The sequence below is a fragment of the Gardnerella sp. DNF00354 genome, assembly GCF_049262755.1.
Taxonomy (GTDB): Bacteria; Actinomycetota; Actinomycetes; order Actinomycetales; family Bifidobacteriaceae; genus Bifidobacterium; species Bifidobacterium vaginale.
Genome location: NZ_CP058402.1, coordinates 482,360 through 503,475 on the forward strand (window position 1 = coordinate 482,360; position 21,116 = coordinate 503,475).

Genomic DNA, 21,116 nt, shown 5'->3' on the forward strand with positions numbered 1-21,116 from the left:
TGGTAGTCTAATTTTAGATTAGTCTTATTTGGATTAATTCTTATTGCATTAGCGTGCTTTAGATAATAGTGACGGCTGAACATAAGGGGTTACAGTGGCTCTTATAGTGCAGAAATACGGTGGATCGTCCGTAGAAGATACGGACGCAATTCAGCGTGTAGCCAAAAGGATTCTTGATACAAAAGCTGCTGGTAACGATGTTGCTGTTGTCGTTTCCGCTATGGGAGATACCACAGACGACTTGATTGACCAAGCAATGAGTGTAAATGCGCATCCTCCTGCTAGAGAGATGGATATGCTTATGACTGCAGGAGAGCGTATTTCCATGAGTCTTCTAGCAATGGCTATTCATGCTCAAGGCTCGCACGCATACTCTTTTACTGGTTCTCAAGCTGGATTTATGACAGACGCGCAATTTGGAGCAGCTCATATTCGCGCTGTTAAGCCAGATCGTGTTCAGCATGCGCTTAAAAAAGGCAGTGTTGCTATTGTTGCAGGATTCCAAGGAATCAGCGAGATTGGTGACGACACAACGCTTGGTAGAGGCGGATCAGACACTTCGGCAGTGGCGCTTGCTGTTGCTCTTGGAGCAGATGTTTGCGAGATTTACACAGATGTTGATGGCGTATTTACGGCAGATCCTCGAATTGTTCCAACCGCAAAGCGAATTCCTGTTATCGATTATGATTCAATGCTTGAGATGTCATCTTGCGGATCTCGAGTGTTAGCTTTGAGATGCGTTGAATACGCACAAAGATTCAGTATGCCTCTTCATGTTCGCAGCTCGTTTTCGCACAGAAACGGAACCTTAATTGTGCCGAGTGGAGTAAATCCAAAGAGCTTGCCGAATTTAAGCTAATTATTTATTAAAGAAGACACAAGCATAACAACAGACAGAACGCATAGGCAATAGACATAAGGCGGCAAAAATGGCAAATAAAATAGCAAATGTAGACATTCGCTCCACAATGGGCGATTTATTCCCAGACTTAGGCCCAGAGACCCCTGTGATTTCTGGCGTTGCACACGATAGAAGCGAATCTATGATTACTCTTCGAGGCGTTCCAGATAAGCCTGGAAATGCTGCAAAAGTGTTTACAACTCTTGCTGCTGCAGACGTTAATATCGACATGATTGCTCAGGCAAGCGCATCCACCGAAACGGCTGACATATCGCTTACGGCACCAAGCTCGTCCCTAGACGCTGTGTGCAAGGTATTGCAGGGCGCGCGCGGCGAATTGCAATTTACGTCTATGGATGTGGACCCTTCTGTTGGCAAAGTCGCAGTTGTTGGCGTTGGAATGAAAACCTATTCTGGTCTCGCAGCAACCTTCTTTACAGCGCTAAGCGATCACGGTATTAATATTCTTATGATTTCTACATCAGAAATTCGTATTGCAGCGATTGTCCCAGTAAAACAGCTTGACGAAGCGGTTCGTGCGCTTCACACAGCCTACGGATTAGACGCAAGCAAAGTCGAAGCTGTTGTTTATGGAGGAAGCGGACGCTAATCGCGCGAAAAAATTACGCAAAAATCACGCTTAAATAATCTCAAAAATCAAAGAAAATCGCAAAAACACGCAAAATAAGGGAGACAAAATGGCAATTATAAGCAACAAAGGCGTAAACCTTGCGGTTTTAGGCGCCACTGGCCAAGTTGGAATGGTTATGCGCCGCGTATTAGACGAGCGCGATTTTCCAATTAAAAACTTGCGATTTTTGGCTTCCGCACACTCCGCTGGAACTGTTTTGAAATATCGCAGCAAAGATGTTGTTGTAGAAGATGTAGAAAAAGCAGATTTAAGTGGAATTGACATTGCGATTTTCTCCGCAGGCGGCGGAACATCCAAAGTGTGGGCACCGCGATTTGCAGATGCGGGTGCAATAGTAATAGATAATTCTTCTCAATGGCGTATGCATAACGATGTGCCTCTTGTAGTTGCAGAAGTAAATCCAGAAGATTTAAATGATATTCCGCGTGGGATTGTTGCCAACCCTAATTGCACAACAATGGCGTGCATGCCTGTTTTAAAGCCGCTTTCTGATGCTTTTTGCTTAAAGCGACTTATTGTATCTTCTTATCAAGCGGTTTCTGGAGCTGGCAGAGCTGGAGCGTTGCAGCTTATGAACGAAGCGCAAGCTGCCTTAGATCAGGGCGCGGATAAGCTTGTGTTTGATGGGAATGCTGTTGATTTTCCGCAACCAACAAAAGTTGCGCGCACAATCGCATTCAACGTTGTGCCATTCATTGGTGCGATTGTTGAGGATGGGTCGCAAGAAACCGACGAGGAGCAAAAGCTTCGCAACGAAAGTCGTAAGATTCTGCATCTGCCAAAGCTCGCAGCAAGTTGCACATGCGTGCGCGTAGGCGTTTTTACAGGTCACGGAATGAGCATTAATGCTGAATTTGAGCGCGATGTAACTCCAGATATGGCTCGCGAAGTGCTAAAATCAGCCGCTGGCGTTGCGCTAGATGATATTCCTACTCCTCAGCTTGCTGCAGGAAAATCCGCGAGCTATGTTGGGCGTATTCGCCAAGATCAAGCGGTTGATGGAAAGCGTGGATTGGCAATGTTTATTACAAATGACAATCTTCGTAAAGGCGCTGCTCTTAATGCTGTGCAATTGGCGGAAATCGTAGCTAAAAAACGACACTTTGTGGATTGATTAGACCTGCGCGAATTCGCTATTATAAAAAATTTTACGTAAAATGTAATTATGTCTATAGCTTCGCAAGAAATACAAAAGCAGCTTGATCGTATTGTTGCTCTTGGCTACCCAGATGTTGCAGATATGAGTGCTGCATCGTTTCGTGCTTTAGCTTTGCCGCTTATTCGCGCTCTTGATCAAAGCGATTTGGGTACTAATATTCTTCTTGTGCCTACTCGTGAGCTAGTTTCGCCAGAATCCTTAATTTCTAGGACGAGTATTGATCGTATGGCTGGTTTTACAACAATGCCGCCTAGAGATATAGCTAGTTTCCTGCCACAAGATGGTTTTGAGCCTCCAGAAGGTCCGTTTTACTTGGCATTAGACCCTCATACAGGTACATCGTATTTGAATCGTGAGCCAGATGTTGCCAGAAAACTTATAGATTCAGACGAGCGTCTTCCTTTGACTTTAGAAGAAGGATTGGCGGTTGTTACTCAGCATCCAGATTGGCTTGAAATAAAAAATGGTTTTAATCTTCTTGGGTCTAAAAGTTCCGATGGAAGAGTGCCGAGTATTTGGATGAGTCAAGGCGCTCCTCGTCTTGGAGCTGTATGGCCAAATTCAAGGCATACTTGGCTTGGCAACGCATATTGTACAGCACGTCGTGGTGTATCTCTATTCCAATGAAGAGTATTAAATATTAATCTAATAAATTAAGAAGTTAATAGAAAAAGCGTCATTAGGTAGTAAGTAAGCAAGGTGTATTGTGGCATACATAACTTTTGATCATGTTGTAAAAGAGTATCCATCTGGATCAAGTGTTGTGCGCGCTCTAGATGATGCTAGTTTTACAGCCGAACGCGGTAAGCTCACCGTAATACTAGGGGCTTCGGGCGCAGGTAAAACTACAGCATTGAATATTTTAGGCGGTATGGATACGGCAACAAGCGGTAGCGTAACTGTTGGTGATTTAAATATTACAAAGCTAAATGGTCGTGGGCTTGTAAAGTATCGAAGAGAAGATATTGGTTTTGTTTTTCAATTCTATAATCTTGTTCCAAACTTGACGGCGTTAGAAAACGTGGAGCTTGCTTCACAAATTTGCTCAGATCATTTTGATCCAGCTCAAACACTTATTGACGTAGGTTTGGAAAAAAGACTTAATAATTTCCCAGCGCAACTTTCTGGAGGCGAACAGCAGCGAGTTTCTATTGCGCGCGCACTTGCTAAAAAGCCTAAGTTGCTTTTATGCGATGAGCCTACGGGTGCGTTAGATTATGAAACCGGAAAAGCTGTTTTGCAATTATTGCAAGATATTTGCCAAAAAGAAGGAATGACGGTTCTTATTATTACTCATAATGCTGCTATTGCTCCTATGGCTCATAAAGTTGTGAGATTCCATTCTGGAAAAGTCGTGAGCGAAACAGTACAAGAAAATCCTACGGCAATTGCAGATATTGAATGGTGATTTGTAGAGTGGTGGTTTGTAGTGAGTAGCGAAACTGTAAAATCTAAGAAAATCAAGCGCAAAGATGCGATTCGTAATAAGCGCTCACGCTCTATTTTTCCAATGGTTTTTATTAGTGCTATTAGAATGTGGTTTCACGAATGGCGTCGTTTTTGCATACTAGCAGTTATAGCAATGCTTGGCGTTGCTGTTATGACTGGCATTTATGCAGGCTGTAACGATATGCTTCTTGGAGCAGATGACACTTACTCTAAACTCAAAGCTTACGACCTACAAATTGTTTCTACGCTTGGTTTGACTGACAAAGATGTTAAAGCAATCAAAAAATTGCCATTTGTTAGTGAAGCAGAGGCGGAAAAGTCGTTTAAAGCTACTGCTCATCCTTCGAATAATGCTAATTTGTCTTATGCAATGAACGTTGTGCAATATAATCACAATGTTAAAAAACTGAATCGTCTGCATTTGATGCGTGGCAATATGCCAACAAACAATCGTCAAGCTGTGGTAACTGAACGATTTTTGCACGATAGCGGATTGCGAATTGGTAGCACACTGTTTTTGAGTATGCAACAAGTCGCTAATCAATCTAATTCGTCTAATCAACCGATTCAAAATCAAAAATATAAGCTTCTAATCACAGGAAGTGTGTTAGACGTAAACGATTTGGATAATCCAAACGGGTATCAATCAAAAGCTTTCCGCAATTCCGTAATATCACGCTACCCTATTTTTACCTATGCGATTAGCGAAAGCACAAATAATCTTCCATACACAGCTATATATGTGCGCCTAAATGAGGCTCGACGCGTTAACGATTTTTCGCAAAAGTATCGCGCAATTGTGGCAAATGCTTCAAACCAAATTAAAGACAGTGTGCAGAGTGATTGCCAAGAGGCGCGCACAAATCAAGTTATAAAAGACCAGACTAATCAACAAGTAGATCAAACTATAGCCAATATGCCAATGCTTAAAAACGCTCCCGACTCGGTTTTAGCTAAGGCTCGCGCACAAATTTACGCAAAAATTAAGCCAGAAGTGCAAAAGCATGTTCCTCAAGCAAGATGGCATATTTTTGCTCGCATATCAAACGGAAGCTATACTCGCTTGCGTTCTGATGTTGCCTCGATTCAATCTCTTGGATACGCTTTCCCAGTGCTTTTTCTTGTAGTGGCAATGATGATGAGCCTAACAGCCATGGCAAGAATGGTAGAAGAAGAACGAGGACTAATTGGAACGTACTTAAGCTTAGGTTATGGACGTTGCGCAGCAATAACAAGGCACGCTTTCTTTGCGATTTTTGCCTGTCTAGTAGGCGGCGGAATCGGCGATATTCTAGGATTCTTAGCAATTCCATCTTTACTACTTAAGATTTTGCGCGGATTGTACACAGTACCAGGAGTTGTTTTACGATACGACTGGCTTTATGGTTCGATTTGTGTACTCGCGTTTGTAATACCAGTTGCAATATGCACAATAATCGTAAGCTGGAGGGAGACAAGGCAAGTACCATCGGCATTATTGCGTCCAAAATCTCCAAAAGCTGGCGCTCGCGTGCTTCTTGAACATTTACCTTTTATCTGGAATCGTCTAAGTTTCCTCAACAAAGTATCTATAAGGAATCTGGCTCGTTTTAAAGGCAGACTATTTATGACAATTGGCGGTGTAGCTGGTTGCACTGCATTAATCGTGTGTGCTTTAGCATTAAACGATACTGTAGCAACTCTTGGAATCCGCCAATATGACGGCATTTACCGCTACGATATGATTTCTATTTCCGCTCCAGATGCATTTCAAAATATGAAGAAAAGTGTGCAAAAAGATAAATCCAGCAATCTTGTTGATACCATTTTGCCTGCCTACATTAGCTCTGGAGAAATCGCAAAAAGCGATGCAGATAATGGTAAATCTAATAGCAATTCCAATAACAATTCGCATAATAAAATCGTTGAAGATTCTGAAAGCGTACAAATCGTAGTTGTTAAAGATGCCGCAGCTTTGTCTAATATGGTTCGTCTACAAGATGTTAACAATAATTTGCAAAATATTTCACTTAATGATGATGGTCCGCTTCTTTCACAGAGTGCAGCATCGTCGTTGGGAATTGCGAGCGGAAACTATATTACAATAACAAACTCCAGTTTTAAGCGCGCAAAAGTGAAGTTGCGTGCAATCGTGCGTAATCTTATTGGTTCAAATATCTATATGACTTCTCGCTGCTATGAAAGAATATTCGGTTTTAAAAATGGGAAAAATGTTAAGAATAATGCGCTAATTATGCGTCTTCGTGGAGACGATGATGCAAGAATGCGTTACGCAGACCATGTGGCAGATAGGGATGGCGTGTTAGCTGTTATGAACATTACGCGCATGAAACATTCGTTTAGCTTTGATTTAATGAATGCTGTGGTTGCGCTTATAGTGACTCTTGCAGCAGGTTTGGCGTTAGCTGTGCTGTTTACATTGGCAAGCACTAATATTTCGGAACGTGCGCGAGAGATGGCAACTTTAAAGGTTCTTGGCTTTTATCGTAGAGAAGTTCATGCTTACGTGCATAAGGAGATGCTTACTCTTACTGTAATTGGTATTCTTGTTGGTTTGCCTCTTGGAAGATTGGTTGCAGGCTTGTTAACAAATGCTTTGCGCATGCCTTCTCTGTATTTTGAGGTTGAAGTGTCTCCATTAAGCTATGTTATTGCTGGCTTTGCAACGCTGATCTTTGCTTTAATTGTTCAATGGTCAACTAATCCCGCGTTAGACCGCATTGACCCTGTTAGTTCGCTTAAAAGTGTTGAATAAAGTTGAATAATGAAATTCAAATATTTACGGGTTCTTATAAAATTGAAAGCTCACGCCTAAAAGAATGGAGTTATAGCAATGAGTGATATTGGCCAAACTAACAATGGTCACACTAACAAGATGGAGCGCAGCCTTACAAAAAGACACGTGCAATTCATTGCTATAGGCGGAACAATCGGCACGGGACTATTCTTAGGTTCTGGCAAATCCATTAGTCTTACGGGTCCAAGCATTATGCTTGTGTACATAATTGTTGGCTTAATCATGTTTTTGCTTATGCGCGGCATTGGCGAACTTATGTACAAGGATCCAAACCAGCATACATTTATTAGTTTTATTACTAAATACTTGGGCAAAGGCTGGGGCGATTTTGCAGGATGGTCGTATTGGATAGTGCTTGTGCTTATTGGCATGAGTGAGATTACGGCTGTAAGCACGTATTGCGTTACTTTCTTCCAAACTTTTGGCATAGACGTTAGCAGCTGGAAATGGCTCATAGAAATAGCGTTTTTGGCTGCTTTAGTGTGCATAAATCTGGTTGCTGTTAAGCTATTTGGCGAAACAGAGTTTTGGTTCTCAATGATTAAAATCACGTTGATTGTGGCTCTTATTGCAACTGCTGCAGTTATGGTTATTATTGGCTACCATTACCCTGCAACACAAATTAGCGGCGTTGCAAATCCTGCAGGCCACGCAGGCTTTGACAATATTTTCAACAACTTCTCGCTTATGCCAAATGGATGGTTGGCATTTTTGATGAGTTTCCAAATGGTGTTCTACGCATACCAGCTTATTGAGTTTGTAGGCGTTACAGTTTCGGAAACTAAGAATCCTCGCCAAGTTTTGCCAAAGGCAATCAACGAGATTATTATGCGAATCTTGATTTTCTACGTTGGAGCGCTTGCTTCAATCATGCTAATTGTTCCTTGGCAACAATTTAAAGCTACCGATTCTAAAGGCGTTTATATGTCTCCGTTTATAATGGTTTTCCAATATGCGGGGCTTCATTGGGCTTCGGCGCTTGTGTTCTTTGTGGTTATTACGGCAGCATCTTCTGCGCTTAATTCGCTACTTTATTCTGCAGGAAGGCATATGTATCAAATTGCGCTAGAATCTAATTCTCCTGTTCTTTCACATTTGCGCAAAGTTTCGCGCACTAAAGTTCCTGCACGAGCAATCATTTTTTCTGCTGCGCTAATCCTGTTCTCTCCGATTATTAACTCAATTCCTGGAGTGCATGGCGCGTTTATTGTGTTTGCTTCTGCGTCTTCGGCAGTAATAATCATGATTTACATTTTGATTATGGTTACGCACAGAAAGTACCGCGCTTCTGCTGATTTTATGCCAGATGGTTTTGTTATGCCGCATTATAAGCTGCTTAATTCGCTAACGATTGCATTCTTTGTGTTTGTGTACATAACGCTGTTTATTAGCGAAGACACTCGCGGATCGGCAATTGGCGGCATTATTTGGCTCTTGCTTTTTGGAGGCTATTGCGCGCTGCACCAGCGCTGGCAGAATCGCGATTTAGCGGCGGCTCTGGGTAGGTAGTTTTTGTGCAAGTAGTTACGCGATTTATGCTACGCTTTTTGTGTGCGAATTATTGTTGCGGATTGTAGTGCAGAATATACGGGTAGGCTTAATGCAAGTCTTCCATCGGCTAAGCGCGTGTTGCTTATTAAGGCTGATGGTAGTGTACTGATTTTTTCAGAGTTAGGGTCCTATAAGCCACTTAATTGGATGGTTGCTCCTTGTACTATGCGCGTTATTGATGGAAATGTTTCTAAAGATAACGATTGTTCCTGTGAAGACGACGATTCGAGTTCTGTTTCTTCAGATGGTGCTGTCGGCGCTTGTAGCACGGATGCTTTCGACTTTTCGCGCGTTTTTAGCGATGGAACTGTTTTAAAAATTGCTGCAAAAAAGGGCAATGACCTGCTTCGCATTGTTCTGCAACACGTTTATAGCGATTCTTCGTATGATTTAGGCACAGACCCAGGTCTTGTTAAAGATGGTGTAGAAGACCATTTGCAGCGCTACTTAGCTGAGCAAATTGAGCGTATTGGCGATGGTGCTACGTTGGTTCGCCGAGAATATCCTACTGCTATTGGCCCCGTGGATATTATGGCGCAGGATTCAAACGGTGTCCATGTTGCTATTGAGATTAAGCGACACGGTGGTATCGATGGTGTTGAACAGCTTACTCGTTACTGTGAGTTGTTGAATCGAGACCCGTTGCTTAAACCAGTTCGAGGTATTTTTGCTGCGCAGACTATTAGCCCGCAAGCGCGAGTTTTGGCTGAGGATCGTGGCTTTACTTGCTTAATCCTCGATTACGATGAAATGCGCGGTGTTGAGTCTAACGATCTTCGCCTGTTTTAGCTTAGCGATTTTTTGCTTTATCTGTAATTTATTACGAAATTTACGTAAATTTACGTATAAAAATGCCGCGCAAGATTTATTCAAGCGCGGCATGATTTGATTGGTAATTAATCACTAAGAGAATTAATCACTAAGAGAATTAATCATTAAGAGATTAATAGATCAGGAAGCATAGAGAATATCTACAACAAAGTAAAGCGTTGAATTTGCAGGAATTGTTACATTTCCTTGTGCATCCTTCTTATCTTCTTTGCCATAGCCATCTTCTGGAGGAATTACCAAAAGAACTTGAGATCCGACTTTCTTTCCAGCTAAGCCTTTAGTCCATCCTGGAATCACTTGACCTGCAAGAGAGAAGTCTGCAGGCGTGCCGCGCTTCCATGACGAATCAAATTGATGCAATTTGCCGTCTTTATCGGTAGTCCATCCAGTGTAATGAGCGGTTACAGTGCTTTCTTTGGTCACCTCTTTGCCAGTTCCTTCAATCAAAGTTTGAGAAACCAACTTTCCATCTGGTACGTAGTTATTCTTATCTAACGATGGTTCTCCAGATTTACTCAGAGTTACTTTCGGCAGATTTTCAGGGATATCCTTAACTTTATTGCCTGTTGCGCGTTCAAGAGATTTCATTGAAGAAACAAGAGTTAACACCATTACGTACGCATCTTGCTTAGTTTGCGGATTTGCAGGCACACCAAATGCAATCGTGGAATTAATTTTTCTTCCCTTAAACAGTGCATAATAAGGTTTACTCGTAACGCCTTTTTTAACAACGATTGAGCAATCTGGTTTGCCTTGCTTCCATGTGTTCATAAGCTCTTTGCCGTTTTTAGCATTGTACACGATGCCATTAGCGCATACGCGACTATTTTCTTGGATTTTAGCACCGTTTCCGTTTTGCAAAATGGCGTAAGAATTTGGCTTTACGTCTATAGGAGTAGTTATATCGACCTTTGGTTGTTTGCCTAAAGTTCCACTAGCCTTAACGCCGCCTAAAACTTGCATTCCAGCAGCATTTGCGGCTGGGTCTGCCATTCCGTTATCATTCGTGCTATTCCCGCTGCAAGATGCCATTGTAAAGCACAAGGCTGCAGCGCTAATTGTGCTAATTGCGCGTATTGCAAAAGATTTGATTGTGTATATTCTGGTTTTTCTCATAGGTTTAAGACTATCGCTTGAGTCTGATTTTAATTATTCAGTAGCAAAATATATTTAAATATTACGAAGAATTGTAAAAGATTAATAAATATAACAATCAATTAATTATAAAAGATTATGAAAGATTGTAGAATAGATAGGAGCAAATACGATATGACGATTATTAAGGCGAATATCAAAAAGAATTCATGCTCTGATTACAAGCATAATGCATGATTTATTGCTGATTAGGATGCAGAAAGAGGTTTGATGCAACGACCTACAAAACGAGCTAAGTTTATGCGAGGAATCGTGGCACCTATTTTTGGGTTGCTTGCTGTGCTTAGTATTGTTCTTGGTGTTCTTAATGCCACAGTTTGGAGGCCAAACTCTATTGTTTCGGCTCATACAAACGTGTATGGTTCAAGATACATTGTTACGGATCCAGGTGTTTTAAATCTTGTGGATTACCGCGTAAAAATTAGTGTTGCGGCTCTTAATACTCGTAAGCCGATTTGTGTAGCAGTTGGTTTGGCTAAAGATGTTCGTGGGTGGACTCGTGGCTACTCTGTACAGAGAATAACTGGTTTGCAAGATTGGGAGAATCTTTCTACTGTCCCTATGAAGGCTGATGATTCTGCAAAGTCAGATTTGAATAACAAAAATTCTGTAGATTCCGCGAATAACTCTGATTCTAAGGCTTCTAAAGATGTAGATTTTAAAGATTCAGATTTGTGGACTAATGCGACTTGCCAAATGGGTTTGGCTAAATTGTTTGTTAATGCGGAAGATTTTGAACAATCTGAGAACATTGTTCCTGGAGATTTGAGCAGTGGCAATGCTGTAAATCAAGCAAATCAAGCAAATCAAGAAAATAGCCAGTCGAATCATCAAAAAGTTTCATCCGCATTGCGTGCAAGGATTTCTCGACGCGTGCTGATTATTGACTTAGGTAAAAATTCTCCTGAAGCATTCGTAGAGTTTCGTTGGCGTAGACACAATCTTCCAGATTTTGCAACTCCTTTGTATTTTGTTGGAGCACTGTTTGTTCTGCTTTGTGTCCTTTCTGCTTCTGTGTTCGCTATGGCTCCACATCGCAGGCGTAATAAGCGTTTGGTGGCTAGTAGAAGTGGTCTTATTACTGTAGAAAGTGTCTCCAGAGACGAAGAAGTTAAATTCTCAGATGCTTTTGCTGGCACAATGGCTAGTATTTTTGGCAGTTTTGCTAAAGATAAAACGTCAAGGCATAAAGGTTCTTCAGCTTCTCATGCTCGTCATGGTGCTCATTCAAAAACTCGTGTTGCAAAGTCGCAAGCAACCGTGGATTTGTCTGTAAACGTAAAGTCTGGTTTAAATTCTTCTCCAACTCCATCTTTGGATGAAACTGCTGTGATTTCTAAAGAAGATTTGCAGTCTTATTTTGCTCGTTTTGCTAGCGAATCAGTTTCGGATGTTTCCAAGAATAATAGCGATTCGTCTACTGTTTTAGAAGTTTCTGATGTTTCTTCTGATAAATCTTCCTCTGATTCTTTTAAAGATGACGATGATGCTATCCGTGATTCCAAAGATTCTTTGAATGATGATTCTAATAAAAAGCAATCTTCAAAGGAACATTCTGGAAATAGTAGCAATAATAATTCTAGAAAGTCGAGTCATAACAATTGCGGCAATCGCAATAGTAGATATGGTAGAAGAAATCGTGATTCGCATGACAATCAAGATGGTCGTTCTAGTAGCAGAGATGTAGAGAATCGCAAATATAGAGATAATCGTAGTAAATCCGCGGAGGCTTGCGACTCAAGCAATGAAAAGTCAAATAATCGCAGCAAGTCGCGAGATCAAGGAAATCATCGTGATTCGAGTAATCATCGAGACCAGCGTAAGAATAGTCAGAATAATCAGCATAGTCAGCGCGGGCAAAAATATGGCAAAAATCGTCGATCTAGCGAATTAGATAATCGTAATAGAAATAGCGGCGAAAATAATGCAAATAACAGAAACGCTGGTGGCAACACGAATTCAAACTATAACCAGAATCGTAAGCGTAAAAATAATGCGCGTGGAAATGAGCAAAAGTGAGTGTGGAAAGTAAGTATGACTATGTTTTATGCGCATAAAATCAAATATTATGTAAGATTTACATTCGCTACAATAATGACGCTAATTATGTGTTTTGCTCTTAGCGCTTGCGATGGTCAAGTTCCTAAAGCCGCTGAGGGGCATAGCACAAAGGAACTTCCAAACGTAACGTCTATTAGAGAAAAAGATATACGTTTAAGAGTTTTGAGGTCTCTAGAGCGCGCGAATGAAGAGAAGAATTCTAGTAATCTTGATGTCTATATGAGTGGTCCTGCAATGCTTGTGCGAACTAGTGAGCTTGCTATTGCGGCTAAAACAGGAAAATTGGATCCAAAAACAACAATTCCTCGTGAAGTTGCTCAGACTATTGTGCCTACGAATGCAAACTGGCCTCGTGATTTGATGACGATTACTACTACAACAAAAGACCAGCAGTCTAAGCGATTGTTGGTGATCCGTCAGGATAGGGCACGCTCAAACTATAAATTGTGGGCAGTTGCAAGACTGTTCCCTGGTGTGCGTCTGCCAAAATTCCCTGTTTCTTCAATCGGCGCTTCAATGGGTAAAGCAAATGATTCTGGTCTTGTTATGACTCCTCATGCGGCAGCAGCGGCTTATGCTGATGTTCTGCAGCAAGGAGAATCTAGTAAATTTGCAAAGAGTTTTGCTAGTGATTATTTGCGCGCAAAATTAGCAGAATTATCTAAGACTGTTCAAGCAGGAATGGAGCGAAACAAAGGTTCTCAGGAACAGGTTTTTGCTTCAGTTCCAAATCAGATTAGCGTTATGCGCGCAAGCGATGGTAGTGATTTAGTGGTTGCGCGTATTGACTCCGTGTGGACTAGGAGAGCTGGAGAAGGTCGAGAATCAAGACCAGCGTCTGACGAGGAGAAAGCTCTGTTTGGAAATGCTAAAGCTACTTCTACAATGCGTGTAACTTACGTAAATGTTGTAGCAATGGTTGTTCCACCAGCTGGCTCTAATGCGCAGATTGTTCCTGTGGGAGCGGAGCGTCAGCCTATAAAGGTAGAAGCCCTGTAAGCAGTTGTATAAGCAATATAAGAAATGTAAGCAAAGTTGTAAGCAATATAAGCAAAAGAGGAAATTATGGTTGATTCACAATCGATGGGTATGAACCCAGGCGGATTCTCTCTGGCTGGAGCAGTGGACTTGGAAGGTGTAAAGCGCAAAGCAGAAGCTCTTGCAAAACGAGAAGCGGCTGAAAAGTCAGGAAAACCTCAGTCTAAGATGCCGCCTGCTGGGGGATATGTGATTGATGTTAATGAACAAACTTTTCAGGCGATGGTTCAGACCTCTGTAAGTTTTCCAATTATTTTGCTTGTATGGCAAAAAAGCGATGAAACTTCTTACGATTTAGCACAAAAACTTGCGGATTCTATTACTGCGTTAGATGGCAGAATGCAGCTTGCTCGTATTGATGCGGATGAAAGCCCATCAATTGCTCAAGCTTTACGTGCACAGCAGCTTCCAGCTGTATATGGATTGGTTGGAGGCAGACCAATGCCTATTTGCCAGGGATTGCCTAGTGCAGATGAGTTGCAGCAGATTTGTAATGATATTCTGCCTCAGCTGGTTAAAGTTGCGGAAAAATCTGGTGTAGCTGGGATGGCTCCTTATGTTGATTCAGGTGATTCTGCAGGTGATTCTACGGATGCGTCAGGTGTTGGTGTAGGTGATGATTCTGCGGTTGCTGGCGACTCTTCTGACGTTCCGCCAGAACATAAAATTGCTCATGAGGCGGCTATGAATGGCGATTATGCTTTAGCAGCAAGTGAGTATGAAAAAGTATTGCAGGCTAACCCGAATGATTCTTTGGCATCTCGCGAACGCGCTAAAGCATTGCTTCTTGGCAGGAATACTAATACAAATGTTGATGCAGTTCGTAAGGCTGCTGGTGATAATCCTAGTGATGCTTCCGCTCAGCTTGCTGTAGCAGATGTAGATATGATTGATGGTCATATTGAAGATGCTTTTAGTAGGCTTCTTGATTTTCTTGCTGGTCATCGTGATAGTGCAGATGTGATCAAAGAACGTATGCTTGAGTATTTTGCGATGCTTCCAGCTGGAGATGAGCGTTTGAACCGTGCGCGTCGTCGCTTAGGAATTCTCCTGTACTGATATACCACGCAAAAGACGGGTTATAGGCCAAAAAGTGTGTAAGAAATCATGTCTCACGCATTGCAATACAAGCGTTTTGCGGTAATCGAATCTGTTTTCTGCACATTCGCCACCCGGACAAAAAGTGTGTAAAAAATCAGCTCATAACCCTTATGGCAGTAGGGCTCGTTGTATATCGAATGTGGGTTATTCTTCATTTGTATGAATAACCCACTATGCAATAACTGTCATCATAAAATGAGCAAGAATGGTCACACCAATGCTGGCACTACTAGATACCGTTGTACTAACTGTGGGGCTTCTAAAAGTAGAGCGTATGATAAACAATCAAACGATTTAACAGTTAGTTTAAATTGGCTTTTATCTAATAAGACTCAGGATAAGTATTCATACGATTTCTCAGCCCGTACCTTAAGACGTAAGAATAAGCTTTTATGGGACTTATGGCCGCAAGTACCATTCGTGGATGAAGTTTATGATTACATTCATGTTGATGGTATTCATTTAGGACGTAAATCTGTAGTATTAATCGCTTACTCTGGGAAACATGTTTTAGGCTGGTACGTGGCTCGTAGTGAGAATAGTCGCGCGTGGGGTTATCTCATGCAGCGTATTGCGGAACCGCTAGTAGTAGTTTGTGATGGTTCTGGTGGTATTCGTAAAGCAGTAAAAACATATTGGCCTAATACGAAAATACAACGTTGCTTGTTCCATATAGGTCTTAACATTAAAGCTTTAACTGGAGTTAATCCTCGTCTTACTCCTGGTAAGCAATTACTATCATTAGCTAACATTGTTTCTGACATAAAAACAGAAAATCAAGCTCGTCATTGGCTTATTTCTTACAATAATTGGGTGAATACTTGGAGTGATTTTCTTAAAGAGAAAAGCAAGTATTGTGATGGTAGTATTGCTGATACTCATCAAAGACTAGTTCGTGCTAAATCAATGATTGATAGGCGTATTCATGAGGGTTATATGTTTACTTTTCTTAGCCCTCCAGAAGATTGCACTCATCCTATTCCACCAACTAATAATGCTATTGAATCAATGAATAGTAGAATTCGCGCTATGCTACGTAATCATCGTGGATTAAGCTTGTTAAAACGTATACACGCTATATGCTGGTGGTGTTATTTAAACACGAGTAAGCCAAGAGATAAGTCTTGGATAGTCACTCATTCTTTTACTAGTAAACGTATAGAACAACTCTATAGGCAAGCTTGGGAGCGTTCTAATCAAGGATTATCTGAAGTATTTGGAATACCAGCAAGATATGGTACTGGTGTTGATTGGAATGAGTTCCATAAGAGTCGTGAATACTACCAGTAATTATCAAAAAGCTAAGCTGATTACTTCTATTTCCAGAATATTCATCAGCTTAGCCTTACACACTTTTTGGCCTATAACCCGTGCGTTTAGATGTGGTAGTCGCCGGTTACTGTAGTCATGATGTACAGGTCACGATAGTGAGGGTCGAGATAGTCAAGGCTACTTTCAAGGACTGTCCATGATAAGTTTGACGGGTTCATGATGATAATACGAGTAGTCGCATACGGTTGTGTAAGACGACGGTAGTCACGCATGACATGCCTGTCTAGCTCACTGTGCGCACCGTAGTGTGGCATGTACCCGTAATCGGTTACGATTCGTGCAGCGTGGTGGAATGTTTCCGCAGCTTCATGTGCAAGACTATTCATCTTTTCACTATCAGCGTGTAGGTGAACGATACCGTCATTCTTACTGGTAAGCGTGTATGGCATGTACTGTATTTCCAAGTCGACGATATCGCGTGGATTGTTCCATGTGTCGATGAAGTCAACATAGTCAGCTTCATCGGCTATGTCTTTTTCGAGGGTAAGGGGATCGACCGACTGGAGAAAAGTGGCGATGAGGTTGTCGTAGCTGGCATATTTTTTGAGTGCTTCGATAGCGTCTTTTTCACTGGTGAACGAGTAGAGAATGCTGGAGTGTCCCATAATAATTGTCCTTTCTTATGTGTGTCACTGTGTGCGTGACAAGCGTTAAGCAGCACACAACCCGTTGCCATAAGACACTCCGCCACCCCTCTAAAAATGATATGGGTTCTTGTGGGGCGCGCCCACACCCGTGGAAAGGCTTCCCTGTCTGCAATTTTTGCAGGCATGGGGAGCCTGAAAAACGATGGTGTCTGGCGCGAACTGCAAGAATCCTTATCGGGGTGGTGTGTGTGGATTGTGGTGGGTGTGTGCTTGTCTTGGCGCTGGCACGCACAAAGCTCATGTGGGGCGGCCGGGGTGCAGCATCTTTGCTGCACCCGTGTCATACAGACAACCCTTTAAGGGTTGGCATTAGCCCCACATGATATATAGGTCAGGAATATATGAGTAATGGTCGATCTCACGTGCGGTAATGTCGACCATTTCCATTTTGGTGGTGGTTGGTTTTCTATCAAAGGACAAGCCAACCACCCGATTTTTGGTCCCTTAGAGGGTGTTTACGCGTATGCAGGTTCTTTATATACTATGCCTTCTTTGTTCTTGTGATCTTTGGATGTTTCCTCTTCGTTTTCCTCTAGTGGACGTAGTGAGAGACTAAACCCGAGATTGTCAAGAACACGCATAAGAGTATCTAAACGTGGGTTGCCTTTGCCGGAAAGGATTTGATACAAGCTTTCGCGTGGAATTCCGGAACGCTGCGCAAGCTTTGTCATTCCCTCAGATTTTGCTACTTCGCCTAGTGCTTGAGTAAAGAAGTGCGCATCGTTAGCTTCTAATGCCGCATTAAGGAAATAAATGATAGATTCTGGGTCGGTTAGATAGTTTTGAATATCGAATTCTCGTGTCTTTACCATTGTCCTGCTTCTTTCATGTCTTTAAGGAGAGCGTCTGCTTTCTTGATATCCTTGTCTTGTGTGGATTTGTCTCCACCAAAGACAAGGAGAACTATCTTGTCTTGTTTTTGGGCGAAATACACGCGATACCCTGCATCGATATGGAATCGTGCTTCTTTGAGTTCGCCATGTATGGTTTTAACGTCTCCGAAAACCATGCTCTCATTTTTCCACTGGAAGAGTCGAGAGCCGATAGCTAGTTGAGCTCGTCTATTTTTAAGCTTTTCTAGCCATTTTGTAAATTCTTCTGTTTCTATTATTCTCACACATCAATTGTAAGATATTTCTTACAGTTTGTCAATCTGAAGCAATAAGAGCGCGGGTCTCTCTACCTTTCTTCTAGGTAGAGAGACCCGCACTCTTTAACTTAAACTACAGCCTTTAGAATGGCATATCACCTGGGTCGTAACCAGTCATCCAATCGTCCTCTGATGAGGCTGGTTGTTCTGGAGCAGCTACAGGTGTGGTGTCGCGGTTTTGCCGCATAGCGAGCAGTGCGATATTGGTTGTAAGGTTTTCAGCATTAAAACTGACTTGGGCGTGGGCTTTGCCGTCTTTGCCTATCCATGCGGATGGGCGTGGATCGAACCGGCCTATCGCAATGACGGGCATGCCTTTACCCAGTTGCCCATTGTTCCATAGGGTTTCGAGGATTTCCGCAGACCTACCGAATATTTTTACCTGGATGAAGTCTGCTGGTCCGTCGACCCACTGCCCATTTTCCTGGCGTCTGTTTTGTGATGCGATGGTCAATTGGAGCATAGCGCGTTTACGGTCTGCTGGCGGGAAGTAGGTGTGATTGTCGGTGAGGTTTCCTTCGATAGTTTGAGCGATGGTCGTTTTCATCATTGTTCTCCTTTTTAGTTGAGGTTGTTGAGGCTTATTTCTGTGACTGGGTTTAAGACTTCGGGTAGGTTTTTGAGCTCATCGAGTCCGAATTGGCTTGTGATACGGTCCAGATCGTATGTGTCGGTCGCGTTGATGATCCACAGGACGCCTTGCGTGTTTCCGAGTTTGGATGCGCGGAATGCTTCAAGACGGTTCAGGATTGCCGCGATGTTTTTCGCTTTTTCTGGGGTGAGGATACTGGTTTTGATGAAGCTTAATTGTGGTGTCCACCCGTTACTGTCATTCATGTCTACGGTGTGGGTGATACGGATGACGAGGCGGACTTTACGTTCTTGTTCACTCATTGCAAGTCTTCTTTCGTCTTATTGTGGTTACTGGTGTATGGTTCTATTCCGTGTGTGGCTGCTATTTCTTTGAGGGATACCCGTTTTTCTGGTATCCAGGCTTGGTAGAAGTAGTAGTGGGCAAAGAATGCCATCATACCGATGACACTGATTGAGCTAAAGATAATAAAGGTTTGCGTGTTTGTAGGGAGAAAACTGTTATAAAGCGCTGCTGCCAGTACGAGGGTTATGGTTACTGCGAGAACGCTTAAGAGTACTGTCCATGCGCGAATAATTGTCTGGTGTTGGCAATTGCGTACTCGACTGCTGTCTTTCCATAATCTATTTGTTTCTGTGTATGCTGTAGCAAGGAGGATCCAGCATGAGATGATACTTGCGAGTATGATTGCCCACTGTGGCATGCCGTGGCCTATTTGTGAGCATAAGGCAGGGGCAGCGGGTGCTAAGACGAGCCATAGAAGGTCACGCTGCCCGTTGTCTAGTGTAAACTCCATGATAATTCTCCTTTTAAGATTCTCTTGTTTTGATGAAGCTTAATTGTGGTGTCCACCCGTTACTGTCATTCATATCGATGGTGTGGGTGATACGGATGACGAGACGGACTTTACGTTCTTGTTCACTCATTCTTGTTCTTTCTTTTCGTTGCTCGTTTTGATTTTTTGATACATGCCACCTGAAAAGTTGCCGATAAGAAATGCAAAGGCTGCGAGAGTAATCGTTCGTATAGTCTGGTTGTCTGATAGTGTTTCTACGAGTACGCAGACGGTCACACTGGTAAAAATTAGTGCGAGTGTGAGTTTTTGCCATCGTGTTTTTGGCGTATGTGTCTTGTTCGCGCTCTCTTGCATGAGATGTGCCATGTAGGTTACAAGACCGCTGTATGCAATAAGTGCATTTATTAGGATGAATGCTGCGAGTATACGAATGAGCATAAAAGACCTTTCTTTGTTGTAGTTTTGGTTATTCTTGGAATAAGGCGGGCTCTAGTTGGGAGACATAGTCTTTATCGAGTGTCCAGTTGTGGATGAAGCGTAGGTCGCACGAGTTTTCGTATGTGTTTTCAAGCTCGCTTATGGGGTGGATGGTGTATCCGGTTTTTTGCGCGTCTTGCTCATCTTGTGTGTTTTCGCAGATGTAGATTTTGTGGCATCCGTCGTATGCGAAGCTTGTGCCGGTGACTGGCTTGCTGTTAATTTTCATTCTTGTTTTCATTTCTACTTGTATATGATTTTTCTTATGGTTTGGTTTTATATAAAAACCCTGGTGTGATTATTTTTCGTTCGTGTTGTTGAACACTGGAAGGGACAAAAACGGAATGCGCTGGAGCCAACCCCTTGCGGGCCCTAGCTTCGCGCGTGTCCGTAACGCGAGTGGAGGACGCGGGGAAGTTGGCGGAAGTGACCCGTTTTTTAGAGTGGGAAGTGTCAAGAACACGTCATAAAAAGCAAAAAATGAGAGTACACCGCAGGTGTTCCATGCGATGATAATGGGTCTGCCGCCATGATAGTGGTGGCAGATTCTTTGTTCTGCTGGTGGCGGCTGGTTCACACATCTTTGTGTGAACTTATGGAAGCATAGTAGCCACCCTTCTCGCGTGGTAATAGCGCGGCTTGCTCCTGGGGGTAATGCCCTAAAATTTATGGAATTTTGTTCAGGGCATGCCCTAGTGGTAAGACGCGCCCCGCGCGGGAGGGTGGCTGCGATAAGCCACCAGGGGCTGGCAGAAAAAGTTGCGCTTCTTTTTCTGCCAGCAAACCCTCTGCTTACTTCTGGCACCAGTGGGGTGTGATGTGGTGAAGGAGCGCTGTAGTAGTGATGCGTGCAAGCCCGTACTTCTCGTCTATCGTGAGTGCTTTCTGGGCTGTGATACGAGCGTTTGTCGTGTCATTTTTCAGCCAATACAAGTATGACAGTGTGCCATAGACTGTGACAGTTTCCCTCTGACTTAATCCTTTAAGTTCCAGCATGGTGGTCAGCAGTGCTATTGCACGATGGATGCGCCGTGTGTCGAGGGTGAAATTGTCATCTCTAAAAACCAGGTCGAGGCTTGAACGCACATAGTGGACAGTTTTCTCAGCGAATGGGTGCTCAACGTTATCGAGGAAGTCTTGCATGGTGCAGCCATGGAAACTATCAATAAGGAACATGTCACGCACGATGAGGAGACTGCTTAATGCTTGGATACCGTAGCGTAGTGTGTTCTCGTCCAATCCTTTCGTGGTAAAGCCTGCTAGGTAGTTGTGGAATGCTACGAGAGCTTCTACCTCTCCTATTAGGAGTGTGACCGTGTGGTCGCTGTTGATGGTAACCATTTTTTTATCCTTTCCTTGTGTGTTGGTAGTTCCAGGGCAGGCACACCCGTAAACCCACAAGAACACTCCCAGTCCTTGTGCGACGC

19 protein-coding genes are annotated in these 21,116 nt (G+C 42.8%); 12 read left to right on the top strand and 7 right to left on the bottom strand.

Features of this window, described 5'->3' with window-relative positions; all coding sequences use genetic code 11:
• Positions 1-94: 94 nt before the first annotated feature.
• From HXT24_RS01870 to nucS, 8 genes are all read left to right on the top strand, one after another.
• The gene (locus HXT24_RS01870) at positions 95-859 is read left to right on the top strand and encodes an aspartate kinase (protein ID WP_004116323.1); all 765 of its coding nucleotides are present in this window, start codon (positions 95-97) and stop codon (positions 857-859) included.
• 70 nt (positions 860-929) lie between these two features.
• The gene (locus HXT24_RS01875; protein ID WP_019261694.1) at positions 930-1,511 is read left to right on the top strand and encodes an ACT domain-containing protein; all 582 of its coding nucleotides are present in this window, start codon (positions 930-932) and stop codon (positions 1,509-1,511) included.
• 88 nt (positions 1,512-1,599) lie between these two features.
• Positions 1,600-2,667, top strand: coding sequence for an aspartate-semialdehyde dehydrogenase (locus HXT24_RS01880; protein ID WP_422119518.1), 1,068 nt, complete (start codon positions 1,600-1,602; stop codon positions 2,665-2,667).
• Between the two features lie 51 nt (positions 2,668-2,718).
• Positions 2,719-3,339 (top strand): DUF5701 family protein, encoded by a 621-nt coding sequence (locus tag HXT24_RS01885; protein WP_004114180.1) that lies wholly within the window; start codon positions 2,719-2,721, stop codon positions 3,337-3,339.
• A 79-nt stretch (positions 3,340-3,418) separates the two neighbouring features.
• A complete protein-coding gene (locus HXT24_RS01890; RefSeq protein WP_004114181.1) occupies positions 3,419-4,120 on the top strand; it encodes an ABC transporter ATP-binding protein in 702 nt (233 codons plus the stop codon).
• Between the two features lie 21 nt (positions 4,121-4,141).
• On the top strand, positions 4,142-6,916 hold the full coding sequence (locus HXT24_RS01895) for an FtsX-like permease family protein (RefSeq protein WP_422119519.1): 2,775 nt from the start codon (positions 4,142-4,144) through the stop codon (positions 6,914-6,916).
• Positions 6,917-6,994: 78 nt separating this feature from the next.
• A complete protein-coding gene (locus HXT24_RS01900) occupies positions 6,995-8,467 on the top strand; it encodes an amino acid permease (RefSeq protein ID WP_020761859.1) in 1,473 nt (490 codons plus the stop codon).
• Between the two features lie 42 nt (positions 8,468-8,509).
• On the top strand, positions 8,510-9,298 hold the full coding sequence (gene nucS / locus HXT24_RS01905; protein ID WP_248898551.1) for an endonuclease NucS: 789 nt from the start codon (positions 8,510-8,512) through the stop codon (positions 9,296-9,298).
• Between the two features lie 162 nt (positions 9,299-9,460).
• Here nucS and HXT24_RS01910 read toward each other — a convergent pair whose 3' ends face one another.
• Complete coding sequence (locus tag HXT24_RS01910; protein WP_032836970.1) at positions 9,461-10,456, bottom strand: FKBP-type peptidyl-prolyl cis-trans isomerase; 996 nt, start codon at positions 10,454-10,456, stop codon at positions 9,461-9,463.
• A 249-nt stretch (positions 10,457-10,705) separates the two neighbouring features.
• Here HXT24_RS01910 and HXT24_RS01915 point away from each other — a divergent pair, with 249 nt between their 5' ends.
• The 4 genes from HXT24_RS01915 to HXT24_RS01930 all read left to right on the top strand — a co-directional run bounded on the left by HXT24_RS01915 (position 10,706) and on the right by HXT24_RS01930 (position 15,985).
• The gene (locus HXT24_RS01915; protein ID WP_422119520.1) at positions 10,706-12,514 is read left to right on the top strand and encodes a hypothetical protein; all 1,809 of its coding nucleotides are present in this window, start codon (positions 10,706-10,708) and stop codon (positions 12,512-12,514) included.
• 15 nt (positions 12,515-12,529) lie between these two features.
• Entirely contained in the window at positions 12,530-13,555 is a 1,026-nt protein-coding gene (locus HXT24_RS01920) for a hypothetical protein (RefSeq protein WP_422119521.1), read from the top strand.
• A 66-nt stretch (positions 13,556-13,621) separates the two neighbouring features.
• Positions 13,622-14,653: a tetratricopeptide repeat protein gene (locus tag HXT24_RS01925; protein ID WP_422119522.1), complete on the top strand. Its 1,032-nt coding sequence runs from the start codon at positions 13,622-13,624 to the stop codon at positions 14,651-14,653.
• A gap of 201 nt (positions 14,654-14,854) precedes the next feature.
• Positions 14,855-15,985, top strand: coding sequence for an IS256-like element ISGva2 family transposase (locus HXT24_RS01930; RefSeq protein ID WP_029600594.1), 1,131 nt, complete (start codon positions 14,855-14,857; stop codon positions 15,983-15,985).
• An 86-nt stretch (positions 15,986-16,071) separates the two neighbouring features.
• Here HXT24_RS01930 and HXT24_RS01935 read toward each other — a convergent pair whose 3' ends face one another.
• The 6 genes from HXT24_RS01935 to HXT24_RS01960 all read right to left on the bottom strand — a co-directional run bounded on the left by HXT24_RS01935 (position 16,072) and on the right by HXT24_RS01960 (position 21,030).
• On the bottom strand, positions 16,072-16,632 hold the full coding sequence (locus HXT24_RS01935) for a hypothetical protein (RefSeq protein WP_009994577.1): 561 nt from the start codon (positions 16,630-16,632) through the stop codon (positions 16,072-16,074).
• A 497-nt stretch (positions 16,633-17,129) separates the two neighbouring features.
• Positions 17,130-17,486, bottom strand: coding sequence for an addiction module antidote protein (locus HXT24_RS01940; RefSeq protein ID WP_009994576.1), 357 nt, complete (start codon positions 17,484-17,486; stop codon positions 17,130-17,132).
• Positions 17,480-17,791, bottom strand: a complete 312-nt coding sequence (locus tag HXT24_RS01945) for a type II toxin-antitoxin system RelE/ParE family toxin (protein ID WP_009994575.1) — start codon at positions 17,789-17,791, stop codon at positions 17,480-17,482. The genes HXT24_RS01940 and HXT24_RS01945 overlap by 7 nt, the downstream gene beginning before the upstream one ends.
• 115 nt (positions 17,792-17,906) lie before the next feature.
• Entirely contained in the window at positions 17,907-18,374 is a 468-nt protein-coding gene (locus tag HXT24_RS01950) for a single-stranded DNA-binding protein (protein ID WP_013399328.1), read from the bottom strand.
• A gap of 11 nt (positions 18,375-18,385) precedes the next feature.
• Positions 18,386-18,718, bottom strand: coding sequence for a hypothetical protein (locus tag HXT24_RS01955; protein WP_009994572.1), 333 nt, complete (start codon positions 18,716-18,718; stop codon positions 18,386-18,388).
• A gap of 1,763 nt (positions 18,719-20,481) precedes the next feature.
• Complete coding sequence (locus tag HXT24_RS01960; protein WP_230454556.1) at positions 20,482-21,030, bottom strand: hypothetical protein; 549 nt, start codon at positions 21,028-21,030, stop codon at positions 20,482-20,484.
• Between the last annotated feature and the right edge of the window lie 86 nt (positions 21,031-21,116).